Here is a 19,779-nt window from a genome sequence, read left to right as displayed (position 1 = left end):
AATTTTACTTCAAAAGCATCGTTTTTAGTATGCGTTTACCGATCTCCACACCAGGCTGATCGTATGTGTTTATGCCCAGCATTATGCCGGTAGCAGACGTCAAAAGCTCGTAGTAAAAGACCAGCCAGCCCGCATGCCACTCATCAAGCGCATCAAGCGTGATGATATCCACGCTTACGCCCTCTTGCACTAGCGCCATCGCAGTAGCGTCGCATTGTAAATTTAAAAGCTTGTTTAGGCTAAGCCCGCTCACAAAGTCGCATCCCTCAAGCCCTTGTAAGCTGATGTCAGGTATGTTCGTATCGACTCCGGCGTCATTTATCTTTATAAATGTCACGCTTTTGTCTTTCACGCCGTCCATTATGAGCTGTAAAAAGCTGTGCTGATCGCGACTGCCGACCAGCCCGACCGGCGTGAGGCCTACACGTTTGTAGCCTCTTTTTTTACCAAGACTCTCCGCCCAAAGCTGCACATACCAGTCGTTAAACTCAAAAAATCGGTCGCAGTAGCTAAAGACGACATTTATACTCGCACTTCTATGAGTGGCGTAGTGGTAGGCTTTCGCGATAAGCGAGGCGTCCTTTTCGTCGATATATCGCCTCTTGCAAGCTAACGCCCCGGCTAGAAGCTGCTTCACGTCGTATCCGCAGATAGCAAGCGGAGCCAGCCCTATCGCGCTTAAAACGCTGAATCTGCCGCCCACATTTGACGGGATATTGAAAAATTTTATACCGTTTTGAGTAGCGAAATTTTGCAAATTCGTGCCAGGATCGGTGATTATCAAAAAATTTCGGCTAAGAGAGCTTGGGCCAAAGCGATCTAGCAAGCACTTAAATATCGTGATCGTCTCGATCGTGTTGCCCGATTTGGAGCTGATGATAAAAAGCGTCTCGTCAAAATTTATCGTGCTTACAACGCTTTCAAAGCTGTTTGGATCGACGTTATCTAGGAAATAAAGCTCTCTTTTGCTCTTTTTTGCCCCGAGCATCGACTTTAGCGCTTTTACACCCAGCGAACTGCCGCCGATGCCTACTAACACGACGTTTTTTATACCTTGTAGGCTTTTTTCGTAGGCGTAAATTTCACTCACCAGCTCCTCGCCAAGATCGGGCAGATGATAATATCCTATCTCGCCGCTTTCGTATTCGTCGTTCATACGCTTTGCGTAAGCGGCGATGAGCTCCTCTTTGGTGAAGTTGAATTTAAAGCTATTTTCTACCATTTTTTAGCTCGTAAAAGAAATTCGTAGCCTCTACAAAGCCGTCTATACTGCCGCAGTCAAAGCGCCTGCCCTTGAATTTATAAGCTATCACGATGCCCTCTTTAGCCTGTGATCTTAGAGCGTCCGTTATCTGAATTTCGCCGTTTTTACCGGGCTTTGTGCGCTCTAATATATTAAAGATATCAGGCGTCAATATATATCGTCCGATGATGGCTAAATTTGTCGGAGCATCGGCAGGATCGGGCTTTTCTACCATATCATCGACCATTATGAGATCATCTTCTATGAAGCGGCCGCTCACCACGCCGTAGGATTTTATCTGCTCTTTTGGCACTTCCATCACCGCAACTACCGAGCAGCGGTATTTTTCATAAATTTTTACCATCTGCGCGAGCACGCCCTCGCCTACGTCGTTCACGCAAAGATCGTCCGCGAGCACCACGCCAAAAGCCTCGTCGCGAACGAGCGTCTTGCCCGTATAGATAGCATGCCCAAGCCCTCTCATCTCGTTTTGGCGGGTAAAGCTGAAAGTGCATGAGTCCATGAGCTTTCTGATGTCATCAAGCAGCGGCTCTTTGCTGGTGCCGGCTATTTGATGCTCCAGTTCGTAGCTGATATCAAAATAATCCTCCAAAGCGCGCTTGCCGCGTCCCGTAACAAAGGCCATATTGTTCATCCCCGCCTCCAAGGCCTCATCGACTCCGTAATGCACCAAGGGCTTTGTCAGGATCGGTAACATCTCTTTTGGTAGTGATTTTGTCGCCGGTAAGAATCTCGTTCCGTATCCGGCAGCCGGAAATAGGCAGGTTTGTATCATTCTTGTCCTTTTATCAAAGTTGCAAAATTCTACTACTTTTAGCTTAAAAATGCCAGAACGGGCAAATTTTTGCTATCATTAGCACACAAAAACCAAGAATAGGCGAATTTTGCAAACCGTATCTGAAATTTACAACGCAAAGACCGAGATCAAAAGATCGACCTTTCTAAGCTACCTCCTGCCGATCGCTAAATTTGAAGAATTTCACGAAATTTTAAGATCAGATCATCCAAAAGCCGCGCATATCGTCTGGGCTTACAGAAAACTAAACAAATACTCCCAAATCATCGAGGCTCAAAGCGATGACGGCGAGCCAAAAGGCTCATCAGGGCAGCCTTGCTTAAACGCCTTACGAGGGGCCGGGCTGATAGACGCGGCAGTGCTGGTGGTGCGATATTTTGGAGGCATCAAGCTAGGCACGGGCGGGCTTGTGAGAGCTTACGGCGGGGCTGCGAATCTAGTGATAAACGAGGCAAATTTAGAAAATTTCGAGCAAAAAGATATATGCTGCTTTTTCGTGCCGTTTTCATTGACGGCTAGGTTCGAGCATTTCTTACAAAAGCAAAATTTAGAGGCTAAACGCGAATTTAAAGAGGATGGAGCGATATGGCAGGTGGAATTTAATGAGGAAGAATTTAACGCGTTTTATGATTTCGCTCACCACTTTGAGGCGCAAAATTTCGCCTTTTTAGCCATACCGCTCTTTGCAAGGCGTATTTTTTAAGCCTATGAGGTGTAAAATCACAAAATTTAAGGTAAGATCATGAGCACTTGGAACGATATCTACAACCACTTTGACCCTGTCGCTTTCACGCTTTTTGGCTTTAGCGTACATTGGTACGGCATAATGTATATCTTGGCTCTGCTTAGCGCGCTAGGGGCGGCAAAATACTTTGTCAAAAAGGACAATATCCCGATAACGGACGCGCTTTTGGATAATTACTTTTTTTGGGTGGAGATCGGCGTGATACTTGGAGCCAGGCTCGGATACATCGCGATCTACTCCGGTGAGGCGGTTTATTTTTTCACTCATCCTTGGCAGATTTTCAACCCCTTTCACAACGGCGAATTTGTCGGTATCCGAGGCATGAGCTATCACGGGGCGGTAGTTGGATTTTTACTCGCGACAATACTCTTTTGTAAAAAATACAAGCAAAATTTATGGCAGCTGCTTGATCTGTGCGCACTTTGTATCCCGTTTGGCTATATCTTCGGACGTATCGGAAATTTTTTAAACCAAGAGCTCTTTGGTAGAGCGACAGATGTGAGCTGGGGTATAAATGTATTTGGGATTTTAAGACACCCTTCGCAGCTTTATGAAGCGGCACTCGAGGGTCTGGCCGTTTTCTTAATCCTCTTTTTCTGCCGTAAATTCAAAAAATTTGACGGCGAGCTGATAGCGCTTTATGCAGTGCTATACACGCTGGCACGCTTTGTATGCGAGTTTTTCAGAGAGCCTGATGCAGGGATAGGCTTTATCATATTTGGCCTTTCTATGGGGCAGATATTATCAATTTTGATGTTTTTTGGCGGAATTCTGGCGTATTTCTTTTTGAAAAAAAATTATATTAAATAGTTTAACTTAGTTTAAAGTTATATAGGTGTATAATCGCCGCAAAAGAAAACCAAATATTAATAAATTCTTAGAAGGAGTGCTCATGGTTGGGCTTATAGAGGGTTTCCTCGGTAAGCAGGCAGACTGCAAAAAGAGTCGTGTGCCTGCGGTTTTTGATAGGTGGCAGAGTATAACGGGTTTTATTCTTGCCTGTTTCATACTATGTCACATGGTATTCACTTCGACTATTCTACTTGGCAAAGATGCGTTCAATGCGGTCGTAGAATTTGCGGAAGCCAGCTTTTTGATCAAAGGCGGGTTACCTATCGTAACAAATTTGATAGCCGCTGTGATCTTCGTCGTTTTCATCGCTCATGCTTTCTTAGCGATGAGGAAATTTCCCGCCAACTTTAGACAGCTTATAATGTTTAAAGGACACAAAGATCGCATGAAGCACTGGGATACGACGCTTTGGTGGTTTCAGTTTTTGACAGGATTTGCACTATTTTTCACTGCGAGCGCTCATTTGGTCGATATCGTTTTCAATCCGCATAAGATAACAGCCGAGCATTCGGCGGCAAATTTCCATACTTTAGAATTTTTCTATTTTGCATTGCTTGTTTTTATGGTAGTGCATGCCGGCGTAGGAATGTATCGTTTATATGTCAAATGGATAAGTATTGAGGGTGCTAATAAACAAGAGATGTTTGCAAAAAGAAACAGAGTCAAAACCATAATTTTTGCAATCTTTGGAGTGCTCGCATTAATCGCATTAATCGCTGACTTTGTTTGGGTCAGCCTTTAGTTTGGTAAATAGGAGCTAAAAAATGAATGTAAAATATTGTGATGCATTGGTTATAGGTGGTGGTCTTGCGGGACTACGAGCTGCGGTAGCAGCTGGTGAAAAGGGTCTTAGCACGATAGTTTTGAGCCTTATCCCGGTCAAACGCTCTCACTCGGCAGCCGCGCAAGGTGGCATGCAAGCCTCTTTGGGAAATTCAAAAATGAGCGAAGGCGACAATGAGGACGTACATTTTGCCGATACGGTAAAGGGAAGCGACTGGGGTTGCGACCAAACAGTCGCACGCATGTTTTGCCAAACCGCTCCAAAGGCGATCAGAGAGCTTGCAGCATGGGGCGTGCCATGGACTAGGATAACAAAGGGCGAGCGAAGCGCTATCATTAACGCTCAAAAAACGACGATAGTTGAAAAAGAAGAGGTGCATGGACTCATACACTCTCGCGACTTTGGCGGCACGAAAAAATGGCGCACCTGCTACACCGCTGACGCGACCGGACACACTATGCTCTTTGCCGTGGCAAACGAGGCGCTAAAACACAATGTAGAGATTCACGACCGCAAAGAAGCGATCGCTCTCATCCATGAAAATAATCGCTGTTACGGTGCTATCGTGCGCGATCTAGTGACCGGCGAGCTCATAGCCTACGTATCAAAAGGCACGCTCATCGCAACCGGTGGCTACGGACGCGTCTATAAGCACACTACAAACGCCGTCGTATGCGAGGGCATCGGTGCTGCGATCGCACTGGAAACGGGCGTAGCAAAGCTAGGCAATATGGAAGCGGTACAGTTTCACCCGACTCCGATCGTGCCAAGCGGAATTTTGCTAACGGAGGGTTGCCGCGGTGACGGCGGAATTTTACGTGATGTCGATGGCTACCGCTTTATGCCAGACTACGAACCGGAGAAAAAAGAGCTCGCTAGTCGCGACGTCGTGAGTCGCCGTATCATGGAGCACATCAGAAAAGGTAAAGGCGTCAAAAGCCCTTATGGCGAGCATGTCTGGCTGGATATCAGTATACTTGGTCGCGAACACATCGAGAAAAATTTACGCGACGTGCAAGAAATTTGTATGATATTTAACGGCATCGATCCGGCAGACGAAGGTCCAAAGGGCTGGGCGCCGATCCTGCCTATGCAGCACTACTCTATGGGCGGCATAAAGACAAAGCCAACAGGCGAGAGCCCGACGCTAGCCGGACTGTTTAGTGCCGGCGAAGCGGCATGCTGGGATATGCACGGCTTTAACCGCCTTGGTGGAAATTCCGTATCAGAGACCGTCGTAGCGGGTATGATCGTGGGTGATTATTTCGCAGATTTCTGCGCGAGCCATGAGATAGATATAAAGACCGAAAATTTAGAAAAATTCGTCAAAAAAGAGCAAGACTATCTACAAGGGCTACTTGATAAAGAGGGCAAATACAACGTCTTTGAGATCAAAAACCGCATGAAAGATGTGATGTGGGAGCACGTAGCCATCTTTAGAACGGGCGAGGGCCTCGAAAAAGCTGTCAAAGAGCTTGAGGAGCTTTATAAAAAATCGCTTGATGTCAAGGTAACGAACAAAACGCTATTTGGCAACCCTGAGCTAGAAGAGGCTTACCGCGTTCCAAAAATGCTAAAACTAGCCCTTTGTATCGCTTACGGCGCACTCTTACGCACCGAAAGCCGTGGGGCACATTATAGAGAGGACTATACTAAGCGCGACGATCTAAACTGGCTAAGCAGGACTCTAACGAGCTGGAAGGAAGGTGCTACGATGCCGACGGTCGAATACGAAGCGCTCGATATAATGAAGATGGAAATTCCGCCTGCATTTAGAGGATACGGCGCCAAAGGCAACATCATAGAGCATCCTGACAGCGCGAAACGTCAGGCGCAAGTCGATGAGATCCGCGAGAAAATGCAAGCCGAAGGCAAAGGACGATATGAAATTCAAGAGGCTTTGATGCACTACGAGCTTCAGCCAAAATATAAAGCACCAAATGAAAGAGCAGGTATAGGTTATGAGTAGGAAAATCACGATAAAAGCGTTCAAATACAATCCGCAAAGCAAAATTTCAAAGCCGCATTTTGCCTCTTACGAGCTAGAGGAGACCGACGGCATGACTTTGTTTATCGCGTTAAATGTCATCAGGGAGAAATTTGACCCTGATCTTAGCTTTGACTTTGTTTGTCGCGCGGGTATCTGCGGCAGTTGCGGCATGCTAGTAAACGGCAAGCCTAGCCTTGCGTGCAGGACGCTCACAAAGGACTTCCCAAGTGGCGTCATCGAGCTTATGCCTTTACCGGTCTTTAAGTTGCTAAAAGATCTAAGCGTAGATACCGGCAACTGGATGAACGCTATGAGTAGGCGCGTAGAGAGCTGGATACACTCAGATCACGTCACTGACATATCAAAGCTTGAAGAAAAGGTCGAGCCAGAGGTCGCTCAGGAGGTTTTTGAGCTAGATCGCTGCATAGAGTGCGGTATCTGCGTCGCAGCGTGCGGCACAGCCATCATGAGACCTGATTTCATCGGCGCTGTGGGACTTAACCGCGTGGCTCGCTTCAAGATAGACGCGCTTGATAAGAGGACTGACGAGGACTTTTACGAGCTCATCGGAGACGATGACGGGGTATTTGGCTGTATGACGCTGCTAGGCTGCGAAGACAACTGCCCAAAACACCTACCGCTTCAAAGCAGGATCGCATATATGCGCCGTAAAATGGCGGTTATCAAATAACTTATCTCCTTCGTGTCGCGTGAAGAAATTTGCGCGACACTTTTTAAATTTACAAAAATATCATACTTCGTCCGACGAACAAATCTGCGCTTTTAAGCCTATAGGCTCTATGAATGAGATGAAAAATGAACGTAGAATTTCGGTAAAAGCGTCAAAACATAACTCTTAAGAGCAAAAGGGCCAGTAGCAATGGCTCACGATAAAATGATAGAAACGGTATAAAATTTTTGCTCTATTATAATAAATCATTGACACTTGCTTCGCAAACCCTGTTCGCTCCGCAAAGCACCGAACATATAGCACGATTTTCGCGCTCAGCCTTACAGCTTCTCTGAAAATCGGCGGTGATAGCGTCGCTTCACAAGGTTTGACTTCGCTATTGAAATTTAAAAATCAATGGAATATTTTAACAGAGCCAAAAATTTTAACGAGTGAATTTAGGGGCAAAGTCGCCCCTAAATTTTTAGTTCAAGAGATTAAACTTATAAGTTAGCTGCAACCAAAGCTCGTTGTTATCAAGCTTTGTTACTGCGCCGTTTGCCGAGTGATTTTCTCTCTCGAGCGCTACGTAAGTCGCAGATGCGCTTAGACCTTTTACATAAGGGATATCGTAGCTAGCTATCGCAGCCCAGCCCTTTACATCCATATGAGTTCCTTTTTGTTGTCCGATAGAGCCGCCTTTATGGGTGTTATGCGACAACGTATCTTGCTCACCCTTTAGCCATTGTAAAGATGTCTTGAGCCCCTTTACACCGATCGCACCAAAGTCATATCCAAGCGTGATCTTATGTATATCCATGCCAGCGTAGTTTGTAAATACGAAAGGTCCGCGGATAGGAAGCGCGGTATATGAGCCAGGTCCATTGCCTATGCCAAGGATCATCGCATCGTCATCGCTCACGGTCGAATACGCATAAGATGCGCTAAATCCAAACAGCTCCGATATGCCTACTCTAAAATTCCACATATCGCCGTCTAAATGCGCACTATCCATCGCTCCATTTACGCGCGAGCCCTTATACATCACGTCAAAGCCAAGCTTAAATGCGTCAAACGGTAGCTTATAGTTGGCCTCTAGATTGTATAAATTCACATCGTCTTTGCTACCGGCGAAATATTCGACCTCTGTGGCTCTGGCATAGGCTGCTGTTAGCTTGAGGCCCGGGATAGATTGATTTGAGATAGCACCTGTAAAGATATTGTCAAATTTAAGCGCATAAGGTCCAAGCCCGCCAAAGATCACTCTATCTTTAAATGTCGGCGCTCTGCCTACGTCGTCGCGGTCAAATTTACTGTCAGCACGATCCATCGCGACCTTGCTTCTGCCTTGGAATTTATAAAACCAAGCCGCTCTTAGCGAGGTGTCCGGGATGTCTTTGTTCTCTATGCTCACACCCTCAAATGCCTCTTTAAAGGCGCGAGTATAGTTTCCGGCAACCAGCGGAGAGATGTAGTACTGGCGTCCGGCTTTGATGTCGGTCTTGCCTATGGAGTATCCTAGGTATAACTCCGAAAGCACCGCGCCATTTGCGTACCACTCTTTGTCATACATCGTTTTGGCATTTTTCTCCGGGCTAAACGGCGAGCCGTAGGCTTGACCGGTGGCGCCTATCCTAAATCCATAAAGCGGATCGGTGACGTAGCCCAGCTCAAGTCCGATGCCAAAGATGTTTTCGTTATGCATCGAAAGTCGTTCATCGGTCTGATCGGCATAGGTAGCCTTTATAGTTCCGCTGAGCTTACCTTTTGTGAAAGCCTCTACGAGCGTGTCGGCAGCGTTAGCGTAACTCAAGCAACCAAGCGCAACAGCCGCGACTAAACTAAGTTTGCCTAGTTTCATCATGAACTCCTTATAAAAATTTTAAATATTTAATATAAAAATTAAATATTTTGTTTCAGCATTATAACACACGAAGTAAAATTTCCCTAAAAATTTCACTATTTTTGATAAACAAATGGCAACAAAGTCACACTATTCTCATAAATCACTTGATAGCTTTGTAAGCAAATATATACTAAAATCTACTTAAATTTTAAACGTTCAAAGAGCGAAAATGGATAAATTTTTGACCGAAATTTGGGGTGGCGCAAAGCTTTTTTTAGACCAAAGTGTCCAAATGATAGCCGATGAAAAAGATCTGGCGATATTGCTAGTGTGCAATGCCCTAAACTACGATAGGTTTATAGCTATAAGCGAATTTAGGCAGATACTTCACTCGCTTGGTCTAAGAGCTGATGTTTATAGCGTGCAAACAGCGCAAATAGGCGCTATCAACGCACTAAGATCATCTAAGATCTCAAAAAACAAAGTGATCAAGGCATTAAAGAGGCTGGAAAACGAAAATATCATAAACAAAGCTGAATTTATAAATTTAGAATTTTTTTTAAATTCTATAAGCCAGGACAGCATCAAAGCGGACGTAGAGACAAAGATCAAGCTAGTCGATGTCTTTCACGAAAAGATCGACAAGCTAAACGCTATTTGCGAGAGAATTTGCTCGCTTGGCGGCAGTGAAATTTCAATCAGCAAAGCAAAGGCGGCGAGGCAAAAGATAGAGGAGCTTAAATTCAACATCGTAGTGACCGGCGTCGTCAACGCAGGCAAATCAACGCTATTAAACGCCTTGCTAAACGCTAAAATTTTGGGCACTTCAAATGTACCCGAGACCATAAATTTAAGCATTTTAAAATTTGCGAGCGAGCCTTACGCGAAGGTAAATTTTTGGAGCAAAAGCGAGCTAAAAGAGCTTGGTATCGACATTTCTAGCGAGCCGACCGGCCTTGCAGGAAGCAGCATAGTCATACAAACAAACGAGCTTAAAAACTACACCTCGGCCGGCTCGGCGCATGCAAAGCTCGTTAAAAGCGTCGAGCTTTACGAAAATTTAGAGCTTTTAAAAGACAACATCCGCATCATAGATACACCGGGCATCGACGACGCGGTGTTTTTAAGAGAGCGACTGGTGAGTGATTTCATGAGCGAGTGCGATTTGATGGTGCATCTGATGAACGTCTCTCAAAGCGCCACGCAAAAAGACGTGGAATTTATCGAGCAAAGCGTGCATGGCTCGCATATCGTGAAGCTGGTAGTCGTTTTGACACATGTCGATCTTTTAAGCAATGATGAGCTAAACGAGGTCACCAGCTATACCAAAAAGCGCATGAACGAACGCTTCAATAGCGAAAACAGCGATCTTGAAGTGAAATTTTTTGCTATCAGCGCCAAAAACTACCTAGACGGCAAGCCAAATAGCGGCATAGAAGAGTTTAAAGAGTATCTTTACGAGACGTTTTTTGGGGCTAATAGCGAGAAGTCGCGCCTTAGCCTTGAGGCTTACAAAAAGGAGCTTAACGGCGTTTGCGAGGAGCTCTTGGCTCAAACCACGCAAAGTATCTTAAATTTAAGCGGCTCAAATTTAAGCCTGAATGAGAAATTCAGCGAACTAAACGAGCAAGAAGCGGCACTGAAAAGTGAGTTTGAAGCGCTGTCTCAAGTGGCGCAGGAACAGCTAAATAGGCTCGATGTCTCGGGGCTTGAGGCGAATTTTAGCACCGGGCTAAAAATGCTGGCTCAAAGCCTGCAAGAGCGCATCTTAAGAGAAGCGGACTTTGCCGGACGAAACAAAGAAAAACTGCAAACCGAGCGCATTAACTACATCGTGCAAAGCACGCTAAATGACGGCATCATAAGCCTGATGCGCCAAAACAGAAACGAAATTTTAAGCCGCATAAAAGCTTGCAGAAGCGATATATCGCTGAAATTTCAGGGCTTTTTGCAGGATAAAAAAGAGGAAATTTTTAGTATAAACGACTATTTGAAGCTAAAAGGCATCGTTTTTGAAACGGCAAAGGTGTGCGAGTGCGCCGTCAAATCGCTGAATTTAGGCGCTAAAGAGCTAGCAGCGGCGCTAAATGCCTCATTAGAGGAGTTTTTAGGCGATGAAAAGATCAAAAATTTCGTATTTGAGCTGAGCCGCTTTGAAAAGGACGAATTCATAAAAGAGATAAAAGATGCCGTGCAAATCAAAGAGGAGCTTTTTAAAGCAAGCTGCGAACGCCTAAAAAACGAAGCTGCGCTACTAAACAGCACGAGCGAAGACGTATCGGCAAAGCTTTTGGGTCTTCAAGGTCTAAAAAATGATCTAAACGCCATCATCTCGGAGCTAAAAGATGTTTGAAAAATTTATAAACGCCTACAAGATGGCGTATTTTAAGATATTTAGCGATGATTTTTACGGGCGTTTCAAACGCTTTGAAAACGAGCTAATTGAGCCTAAATTTCACGCAAGTACGCAGCTAAAAGATGAGCTAAGAAAGCTTGATCTTTTCATCAACGAGCCCGTCACTATCGCTATCGTCGGGCAGTTTTCAAGCGGTAAATCAACATTTTTAAACGCACTTTTGGGTCGCGAAATTTTGCCCACAGGAGTGACACCCGTGACAGCAAAGCTCACGCACATCAGATACGGGCAAAGCTACGCGCTAAGGGTAGATTACAAAAATGGCAAAGAGCTGAATTTAGACGTGAGCGAGATAGCTAAATTCGTCGATCAGCGCGTGTTTGGCGACGATGTGAAGCAGCTTTGCATATATGCGCCGATGCCGCTTTTAAAGCGTGTAAATTTCATTGATACGCCAGGGCTAAACTCGCTTTCAAACTCCGACACTAACATCACGAAAGAGGTGCTAAAAGACGTCGCTGGCGTCATCTGGCTAAGCCTCATAGAAAATGCCGCAAGAGCGAGCGAGCTAAACGACCTGAACGAATTTTTGGCAAACAGCGACAAACTGGCTATTTGCGTGCTAAATCAAAAAGACAAGCTAAGTCAAAGCGAGCTTGAAAACGTGCTGGATCATGCGCGCACGACCTATCAAAATTTCTTCGCTCAAATCATCGCGATCTCCGCCAAACAAGCCATCGAGGCGCAAAAACAAAATGACTGCAAGCTAGCTGAAATCTCAAATTTCGCCGCCGTTACGAGCGCCATAGAGAAGTATTTCTCAAATGAAAATTTAAAGCAAAATTTCGTCCTTAAAAAATGCGCCGCCATAGTGCGCGCAAACATCGGTCAGCACGAACATATCGAGCAAATCTATGAAGATGCGGGCAAAATTTTACAAAATTTCGATAGCGGCCTTGATGAAAATCTAAAGGTGCTCACACTGGAATTTAGACCAAAGATAGAGCTTGCTTTTAACGAGCTAAAGCAGATAGCCAGGCAGATCGCAGACGAGATACAAGCTAGTCTAAAGCCCTTTAAAAAGTCAAGGTTTGAGCTTAAAAAGGGGCTTTTAAAGGGCGAATACTACGAAAAAAGCGAATACGAGATGATGAGCTTTGACAATGATGAAATTTTCTCCAAACTCATCTACAACGACACGAAACTGGCGAAATTTTTTAGGATATATCGAAGGGATCTGGGCGTCTTGCAAAACGAGCTGTGTGCCAAAATAGATGGAATTTACGCGCGGCTTGAGCGTGAGTTTATGATATATAAAGCTAGGTTTGAAAGTATCCGTAAAGAGGAGGCGGTGCACTCTGATATCGAATTTGCCGCGATAAGGACATACGCCGGGCAGGTTTATGAGATGTTTTTAAGAGATTACGAGACGGCAAAATTCAAGCAGCTTCAAAAGATATCGCTCTTTTTTGACAAGCTAAACCTCAAAGTCGCGGCAAACTACGAAAACGCGATCAAGATAGCGGTGCATTTTATCAAAGAAAAGATCGACAACGCCGCGCTCTCATACGAAAAAGACCCGTTACATTTCTCGCTTTTTATCCCTGGCGCGAACGAAATTTACGAGCGGGTACTGACATCGCTAAATTTATACGAGTTTGAGAACGAAATGCTAGGCAATGCGTCCTTTTTAAACAAAATTTTAAACGCCTTGGCAGAGGAATTTCACCAGCTAAAGGGCGCGAAGATGGAAAAAATTTCTCGATTAGCCGCTCGTCATGAGGTGCTGAAAAACGAGCTCTTGCAAATAGGCAAGGAGTTTGGTTCTGGCTTATAAATCAAAAGGAGTCAAAATGATAGGAGTTTATGTCGTAGTAAATGTCAAAGCCGCAAACGTGGCGAAATTTGAGGAAATTTTAAAGATCATCGTGCCGGCCTCGCAAAAAGATAAGGGCTGCATAAACTACGAATGCGGAGCGATCGTGGGGAAAAATGGAGCTTATGCTTTTCTTGAGATATGGCAAAGCCTGCAAGATCAAAAAGATCATATGAATAGCCCTCACATGCGCGAAAATGCAGCTGCTTTAGCCCGATGTTACGACGGCGAACCGCAGATAAATTTTATAAATTTAGTGCGCAACTAGGCAAATTTAGCCGCTACGAGGATAAAATGGATATCAAAAATATCGATCATATCGTGCTTAGCGTCGCGGACGTGGATGCTTCGGTGAAATTTTACGAAGAGGTGCTTGGCATGCAGGCGTTTTGCTTTACGGGGGCCGACGGACAGGAGAGAAAGGCGGTGAAATTTGGCGCGACGAAGATAAATTTTCACGATTTAAGAGCGCCCGTGAAGCCAAACGCCAAAAATATGACGGCCGGCTCGGCGGATATCTGCCTCATCTGCGCCCAGCCTCTAGAGGAAATTTTAGAGGAGCTAAAAGCCAAAGGCGTCGCGCCGATTGATGGCATAGTCGCCAGAAGCGGCACAAATGGCAAGATAAGGTCGCTTTATCTACGCGACCCGGACGGCAATCTACTCGAGCTTAGCAACTACGTTTAGCCGGATGTAAATTTAGCATACAAACGGAACAAAATTTGCATGAAATTTACAAAAACAAAATTTAGGAAAAATATGAACGAACAAAACATACTTCAGATGCTAAACGCTACGTCAGACGAGATATTTATGGCGATAGTAAGGGGCAACGCCACGTGCCAGTCCTGCCAAGACGACAGGGAATTCATATCAAATATACGTGAAAATATCTTGTCAAAAGAGCAAACAAGGATAGATTTCGAGCAGCTTTCTGGAGTAATGATCAAAATTTTTGAAAAATACAGAGCTAAAAATTTAAACAGCATATTGCCTATTTAAAACTCTAAAACTGCTAAATAAAATGAAAAAAATTGTAAAATATAAATTAATTGTTCCAATGAAATTTAAATATACAAGCAGAATATAGCCTAACTACAGCACCTTACATTCTACATCACTAATTATATAGTTCACCTGCATATTTAATGAGCATAACCATATAGTATCTACTTTAAACCTCATAACTATGTGTAACCTCATTTTAAAATTTACTTTATTTATTATGTAATATGAGTTATTTTCTTTTGTTTTTATTTTAGAATATAACAATTTCACCATATTCTGTCCTAGTGAATTTTGCGTTCCGATTATCGCTTAATATTACATTATACGATATTAAGATATTATTCGTCTATTTTTCTAACAAGGACACACTATTGCTTTCATCTTTTTTTGCAAACAAAAAATGGGCTTTATGGGCCTATGCGGGGCTTGCGTTTTTGATAGGTTCGCTCTATGTGCAAGTCCAGCTAAGCGTCGCTATCAACAACTGGTATAAAAGCTTTTACGACATCGTAGGCAACCCCGAGCTAAACGCCACAAAGGCTGAAATTTTAGACAAGGACAGAAGCTTTAGCCTACTTTTTAAAGACGTGGACAAAGATGAAGAAAAGCCAAACGGCTCGCAGTATCGATCCGCGCAAACGAACAAAAATACGAGTTTGGATAAAAATTCCTCTCAAAATACCACCGCCAAGATGATGGCGGCTCAAAAGAACAAACAAAAATACACCCTGCTTGATTTTTGGCAAAGTATGATAAATTTCGCTTGGATAGCCTTCCCATATGTGCTGCTAGCTACGCTGACAGGCTATTTCACGCGCGTTTGGGCGTTTAAGTGGCGTGAGGCGATGACGTTTGATTACATCAAATACTGGAGAAACGTAGAGCGCGAGATCGAAGGTAGCTCGCAGCGTATCCAAGAGGATATCTACCGCTTCGCCAGGATCGTAGAAAGCCTGGGGCTTCAAGTAGTAAGAGCGATAATGAAGCTTATCGCCTTTTTACCGATACTTTGGGGGCTAAGTAGCAGCGTCGCACTGCCGTTCATCAAAGACTACGAGGGCTCATTGGTCTGGATAGCGCTACTGGTAAGCGTGGGTGGGCTTGCCATATCGTGGTTCGTGGGTATCTTGCTGCCGGGACTTGAATACAACAACCAAAAGGTCGAAGCGGCCTTTAGAAAAGAGCTAGTTTACGGCGAAGACGATAAGAAAAATCACGCCGGCGTAGAGACCCTGACCGAGCTCTTCACAGGGCTGAGGTTTAACTACAACAGGCTATTCTTGCACTACGGCTACTTTGATATATGGATAAATTTCTTCTCTCAGCTAATGGTCATTGTGCCGCTTTTGATAATGGCTCCTGGCATCTTTACAGGCATCATCACGCTTGGCTCGCTGATGCAAGTAAATAACGCATTTTCGCAAGTCAGGATGTCATTTTCACTTTTTATAAACAACTGGACGACGATCACGGAGCTTCGCTCTATCCATAAACGTTTGAAAGAATTTGAGATAAATATCGGGTATCGGCACTAAATTTAGTGTTTGATTTTATAATTTTGATTTTAAATTGAGAGTAATAAAAAGTGGCTCCGGATGCTGGGTTCAAAAATATATAATTCTTAAACGTTCTAAAATACTCTAAAAAGCCCTATAATACGTTATTTTATAGCTTAAACATATTCTAAGTTACACTAGAATATCATAGATTTATACAAATTTCGGGAACAAATAGGGAACAAATTTAGGGGGTATTATGGCAGGAAAACTTAAAAATTACAACTCATCGTTCGGAGTCAATAAATATCCTGGAATTTTCTTTAATAATCTAGCTAACGGCGACGTGGTTTTTTACATGAGAGTTACGCTTGAGGGTAAAAAGGCCAACATTAAAATTGGATCAAAATCCGAAGGTGTAAATATAACCTACGCATATAACAAAAAGAAAGAATTCGACGCCAAACAAAGAAACGGAGAGCTTCCCGATAGCATATCTAAAAAAATAGTAGCCAAAAATAACAAAAACTCGCTTAAATTTGATGAGATCGCAGACGCCTTTTTTAGTTTTAAACTAGAAAAAGAACCGAGCAACGCCGTCAACATAAAAGAGCAAAGGCGAGATTACGAAATTTACCATAAGGATAAGTTAGGGGGTCTAACTACGACGCAGATAACACCCGAGACGATAAACGAGCATCATAAAGATATCTCTCAAATCATTTCCCCTAAAACCAAACGTAAATTATCGCAATCTCGCATCAATGCCATAATGGGTATAGTTAGAACGATTTTTAATCACGCCATAAAAGTAGGCCTAATTAATCACATTAGCCCGTACAAGATAGAACTAAAAAAGCCGAACAACAAGCGAGAAAGATTTTTAGAGCTTATAGAGATAGAGCTTTTGCGCAAAGAAGTAGCAAGTAAAGAAGACTTTGCGTTAGAGCTATTTGTGGAGCTGGCTTTGTGCACAGGAGCTAGGTTGGAGGGAATTTTAAACATCAAGAAAAAAGATTTGTCGCTATCTACCAAGTCTGTTACTATAAGCGACTTTAAGACAAAGAGTACGTACACGGGATTTTTAAGTAAAAGAGCGTTAGGAATGATAAATCAAATTTATACCGCCCTATCCCCGAACGACTCTTTGGTAAATAAACCAAAAGCCACCGTTCAAAACGTCTTACAGCCGTTACTTAATAAGCTTTTTAATCAAAATTTAGATATAAGCGACGCAACCAATAGAGTAGTTATTCATACCCTTAGGCATACGTTTGCTTCGCATCTTGCTATAAAAGGCACTCCAATACTAACGATAAAAAAGCTAATGAATCACTCCGATATCAATCATACTCTAAGATACGCTAAACTAATGCCCGATAGCGGAAGGGAGATGGTGGAGACGTTGTATGAGTAGGTTTATACAAGTTATTTATTCAGCGACAAATGTGTAAAAAACTGCATTTTATATCATATATGGTATAATACGGGCTTAGTTACATAGAAGGATTGCAATGTGGAGCGTAGAGTTTGCAAGCGAAGCCATAAAAGACGAGTTCTTGGAGCTGCCGACCGGACTTAGACAAAGAGGCTATAAAATGTTCGAGCTCTTAGAGGCTAGGGGTAATACCTTGGGAGAGCCGTACACTAAAAGCATAAAAGACGGGCTGTTCGAGATACGCATAAAGTCGGATGAAGGAATAGCTAGAAGCATATATTGTTATGAAATCGGCAAAAGAATAATAATCCTACTAACTTTTGTTAAGAAGACACAAAAGATACCTAAAAGTATACTAAATTTGGTAGAACAAAGATTAAAGGAGTTTAAAGATGGAAACCGTTAATTTTAGAGAAGTTTTAAAAGAGGAGCTAAAAAACCACGAATTTAAAGCGCAATACGATGCGCTGGAGGACGAATATAAAGCTATAGAAGCTTTGATAGACGCTAGAAATGAGGCTGGGCTAACTCAAAGCGAGGTAGCTAAAAGGATGGGCATAACCCAATCAGCCGTAGCTAGGATAGAAAGCGGAGCGTATAATATCAAGTATAAAACTTTCTTTAACTACATAAAAGCTTGCGGTAAAAGAGTGGCGATAGTGTAAATAAGATTAATTATCTAGCAAATATTCAAGTCAATACAGGAGAAAAAATATTAAGCTTTGTCGGTTCTCAAGACAGGGTTCTTGCGGATACGATAGTTAGGATTTGGAAAAATAAGGCTCTTATAACATGGACATATTTAAAATGTAACTAAATCGAGGGTTTTAATACGACTACAAAAACGAATACGGCTATATTATAGCGATGCTTGTTTTATTAAATAATCTTAAACCCGCACAAAATGCTCTTCTTTTTGATTTTTATTTCTTGCTCAAAAACAATCTCCACTTTAATCTTTATTTATGCTATATGAAAACCAACAACATCTCAATTTTTAAAATTTGTGCTAAAATACCAAATAAAAAAATAAAAGTAAATTTCCCTATAAACCAAAATTTACTTTAACTTAATAAAAAACAATCGCTTCAAATTCCATCATGCAGTCTTAGAACTTGATATCATTTATCAAAACATCAAGAATAAACAACCCCCACATAAGACAATATGTTAATACTTACTTAGCAAACTCAAATGAGTTTGCTGTAAGGTCTTGGCAGACAGCCGATATTTTTCTTTGGCCGAGTAAAAGAAAAATATAAAAACTTAGACGAAACTTTATCGACCAAAAAATGATTTTTATCAATAAAACGTCTAAGTTTTTTAATAGGAAGCTTTTAACGGATGGGAGTTAAAAGCTTATATGCGGTTGGTTTATTTTATAAAATTAATCAGTTTATATGAGTTTTTTGTCTTACAGATGCTTCTTTGTTACAAAACGCTAGGCGTATATCTAACCGTAACTATAATCACGAGTTTCTTTTCTTCATCTATTCTATAGACTATAGTATAGTTTTCTACAAAAAGCTGCCTATAACCGGCATTAGCATATCTGCCTATTTTTCTAGTAGCTCCACGGTATGGCATCTCATCCAAGCTAAGTATAGCGATCTCTATCTCGTTTACTAAATTTATCGCAGCAGTAGGATTAGATAAGTTTGTAGCTATATACTTATATATACCGTCTAGCTCTTCGTAAGCCTGAGGCGAAATTTTAACCCTATAACTACTCAAAATATTTTCCGTGAAGAGATTTTAAGGCGTCTTTGGCGTCGAGCAAGTTTTCTTCGTTCTTAATCTTAGCTTCAGACGACGATATGGCATTATCGATATCTGATATCTTTGTTAAAGACTCATAAGTTTTCATGCTCATTACCACTAGATCGCCGTATCCATTTTTTGTAACAAATATCGGCTCATCTTTGGCGTGACAAAGTTGGGAAATTTCATTCGTATTTCTTAAATCTCTTATAGGTACTATTTGAGGCATCGGTTCTCCTTTAATTTAGCATTATTATAGCATAATTGTAGGCATATTATTTTAATAGATAAAAGAGTTTAAATCTTTTATCTATTAAAAACAAGATTTGATTCAAAAATATCAAGTCTGGATAATTTACATTATGAGAAGATAGGCAAAGAAACTCGCTGCATCGAAGATGAAATTCCGTTTGAGATACCTAGTAGTTGGACATGGGTGAGACTGGGGGAAATTGCAAAAAGTTTAAGTGCTGGTGGTGATAAGCCAGCCGATTTTTCAAAAGATAAAACTATTTTGAAAAATATCCCAGTGGTGGCAAATGGGGAATACAATGATGGAATTTTGGGCTATACGGCCGAAGCAAAAATTAAAGAAGCCAGTATAACTATTTCTGGAAGAGGAACGATAGGCTTTTCAATTGTAAGAGATTATTCTTATTTCCCCATTGTAAGACTATTGTCGTTCAGTCCTTATAAGCCGATAAATATAAAATACATTAACTATGGATTAAATACATTATTAGAAGTCGGAGTTGGAACAAGCATAAAACAACTTACTATTCCAATGTTAGCAGAAAAGCTCCTCCCCCTCCCCCCTCTATCCGAACAAAAACGTATAGTAGATAAGCTTGAAGAGATATTGCCGCTCGTAGAAAAGTATAAAGAAGATAAAGAGAA

General features: G+C 42.4%; 20 protein-coding genes. 15 read left to right on the top strand and 5 right to left on the bottom strand.

Translation table 11 applies throughout. The features are described from left to right. Positions 1–4 precede the first annotated feature (4 nt). Both HMPREF1139_RS05845 and galU read right to left on the bottom strand, forming a co-directional pair. A complete protein-coding gene (locus tag HMPREF1139_RS05845; RefSeq protein ID WP_009650533.1) occupies positions 5–1,222 on the bottom strand; it encodes a glucose-6-phosphate isomerase in 1,218 nt (405 codons plus the stop codon). Beyond that, positions 1,209–2,039 carry a UTP--glucose-1-phosphate uridylyltransferase GalU gene (galU, locus tag HMPREF1139_RS05840; protein WP_009650509.1) on the bottom strand — a complete coding sequence of 277 codons (831 nt, stop codon included), beginning with the start codon at positions 2,037–2,039 and terminating at the stop codon, positions 1,209–1,211. Before galU ends, HMPREF1139_RS05845 begins: the two co-directional genes overlap by 14 nt. A 109-nt stretch (positions 2,040–2,148) precedes the next feature. Between galU and HMPREF1139_RS05835 the strand changes: the two genes are divergently transcribed. The 5 genes from HMPREF1139_RS05835 (at position 2,149) to HMPREF1139_RS05815 (ending at position 7,122) form a co-directional block, all read left to right on the top strand. Then, on the top strand, positions 2,149–2,763 hold the full coding sequence (locus tag HMPREF1139_RS05835) for an IMPACT family protein (RefSeq protein WP_009650543.1): 615 nt from the start codon (positions 2,149–2,151) through the stop codon (positions 2,761–2,763). Between the two features lie 39 nt (positions 2,764–2,802). Next, a complete protein-coding gene (lgt, locus tag HMPREF1139_RS05830) occupies positions 2,803–3,615 on the top strand; it encodes a prolipoprotein diacylglyceryl transferase (protein ID WP_009650568.1) in 813 nt (270 codons plus the stop codon). Between the two features lie 82 nt (positions 3,616–3,697). Further along, positions 3,698–4,399 carry a fumarate reductase cytochrome b subunit gene (locus HMPREF1139_RS05825; protein WP_009650531.1) on the top strand — a complete coding sequence of 234 codons (702 nt, stop codon included), beginning with the start codon at positions 3,698–3,700 and terminating at the stop codon, positions 4,397–4,399. A gap of 22 nt (positions 4,400–4,421) precedes the next feature. Continuing rightward, on the top strand, positions 4,422–6,410 hold the full coding sequence (locus HMPREF1139_RS05820) for a fumarate reductase flavoprotein subunit (RefSeq protein WP_009650576.1): 1,989 nt from the start codon (positions 4,422–4,424) through the stop codon (positions 6,408–6,410). Continuing rightward, on the top strand, positions 6,403–7,122 hold the full coding sequence (locus HMPREF1139_RS05815; protein ID WP_009650540.1) for a fumarate reductase iron-sulfur subunit: 720 nt from the start codon (positions 6,403–6,405) through the stop codon (positions 7,120–7,122). The genes HMPREF1139_RS05820 and HMPREF1139_RS05815 overlap by 8 nt, the downstream gene beginning before the upstream one ends. Positions 7,123–7,585: 463 nt before the next feature. Here HMPREF1139_RS05815 and HMPREF1139_RS05810 read toward each other — a convergent pair whose 3' ends face one another. Continuing rightward, the gene (locus HMPREF1139_RS05810; protein WP_009650553.1) at positions 7,586–8,962 is read right to left on the bottom strand and encodes an OprD family outer membrane porin; all 1,377 of its coding nucleotides are present in this window, start codon (positions 8,960–8,962) and stop codon (positions 7,586–7,588) included. A 214-nt stretch (positions 8,963–9,176) separates the two neighbouring features. Between HMPREF1139_RS05810 and HMPREF1139_RS05805 the strand changes: the two genes are divergently transcribed. From HMPREF1139_RS05805 to HMPREF1139_RS05760, 9 genes are all read left to right on the top strand, one after another. Then, the gene (locus tag HMPREF1139_RS05805; RefSeq protein ID WP_009650554.1) at positions 9,177–11,300 is read left to right on the top strand and encodes a dynamin family protein; all 2,124 of its coding nucleotides are present in this window, start codon (positions 9,177–9,179) and stop codon (positions 11,298–11,300) included. Beyond that, positions 11,293–13,140, top strand: a complete 1,848-nt coding sequence (locus HMPREF1139_RS05800) for a dynamin family protein (protein WP_009650502.1) — start codon at positions 11,293–11,295, stop codon at positions 13,138–13,140. The genes HMPREF1139_RS05805 and HMPREF1139_RS05800 overlap by 8 nt, the downstream gene beginning before the upstream one ends. A gap of 16 nt (positions 13,141–13,156) precedes the next feature. After that, complete coding sequence (locus HMPREF1139_RS05795; RefSeq protein ID WP_009650544.1) at positions 13,157–13,447, top strand: putative quinol monooxygenase; 291 nt, start codon at positions 13,157–13,159, stop codon at positions 13,445–13,447. Between the two features lie 26 nt (positions 13,448–13,473). Continuing rightward, positions 13,474–13,866, top strand: coding sequence for a VOC family protein (locus HMPREF1139_RS05790; RefSeq protein WP_009650481.1), 393 nt, complete (start codon positions 13,474–13,476; stop codon positions 13,864–13,866). Between the two features lie 72 nt (positions 13,867–13,938). Next, positions 13,939–14,181 carry a hypothetical protein gene (locus HMPREF1139_RS05785; protein WP_034966202.1) on the top strand — a complete coding sequence of 81 codons (243 nt, stop codon included), beginning with the start codon at positions 13,939–13,941 and terminating at the stop codon, positions 14,179–14,181. 377 nt (positions 14,182–14,558) lie between these two features. Next, positions 14,559–15,722, top strand: a complete 1,164-nt coding sequence (locus HMPREF1139_RS05775; protein WP_009650563.1) for a putative transporter — start codon at positions 14,559–14,561, stop codon at positions 15,720–15,722. Positions 15,723–15,942: 220 nt separating this feature from the next. Further along, the gene (locus tag HMPREF1139_RS05770; protein WP_009650493.1) at positions 15,943–17,100 is read left to right on the top strand and encodes a tyrosine-type recombinase/integrase; all 1,158 of its coding nucleotides are present in this window, start codon (positions 15,943–15,945) and stop codon (positions 17,098–17,100) included. Between the two features lie 97 nt (positions 17,101–17,197). Beyond that, positions 17,198–17,527: a type II toxin-antitoxin system RelE/ParE family toxin gene (locus HMPREF1139_RS05765; RefSeq protein ID WP_009650529.1), complete on the top strand. Its 330-nt coding sequence runs from the start codon at positions 17,198–17,200 to the stop codon at positions 17,525–17,527. Continuing rightward, entirely contained in the window at positions 17,514–17,786 is a 273-nt protein-coding gene (locus tag HMPREF1139_RS05760) for a helix-turn-helix domain-containing protein (RefSeq protein ID WP_009650466.1), read from the top strand. Before HMPREF1139_RS05765 ends, HMPREF1139_RS05760 begins: the two co-directional genes overlap by 14 nt. A gap of 766 nt (positions 17,787–18,552) precedes the next feature. On the opposite strand, the gene HMPREF1139_RS05750 is transcribed toward HMPREF1139_RS05760, so the two are convergent. Together HMPREF1139_RS05750 and HMPREF1139_RS05745 are read right to left on the bottom strand one after the other, a co-directional pair. Further along, positions 18,553–18,855 (bottom strand): type II toxin-antitoxin system RelE/ParE family toxin, encoded by a 303-nt coding sequence (locus tag HMPREF1139_RS05750; RefSeq protein ID WP_009650461.1) that lies wholly within the window; start codon positions 18,853–18,855, stop codon positions 18,553–18,555. Beyond that, positions 18,848–19,111: a type II toxin-antitoxin system prevent-host-death family antitoxin gene (locus HMPREF1139_RS05745; RefSeq protein WP_009650570.1), complete on the bottom strand. Its 264-nt coding sequence runs from the start codon at positions 19,109–19,111 to the stop codon at positions 18,848–18,850. The genes HMPREF1139_RS05750 and HMPREF1139_RS05745 overlap by 8 nt, the downstream gene beginning before the upstream one ends. Positions 19,112–19,318: 207 nt before the next feature. On the opposite strand from HMPREF1139_RS05745, the gene HMPREF1139_RS05740 reads away from it, so the two are divergent. Further along, positions 19,319–19,779 (top strand): restriction endonuclease subunit S (locus HMPREF1139_RS05740; protein ID WP_198003117.1); only part of this gene is annotated, 461 nt, incomplete at its 3' end.

Origin of the sequence: Campylobacter sp. FOBRC14 (assembly GCF_000287855.1) — a bacterium.
Taxonomy (GTDB): Bacteria; Campylobacterota; Campylobacteria; order Campylobacterales; family Campylobacteraceae; genus Campylobacter_A; species Campylobacter_A curvus.
The sequence above is the reverse complement of the archived record's forward strand: the minus strand, read 5'-3'. Positions and strand labels throughout refer to the sequence as shown.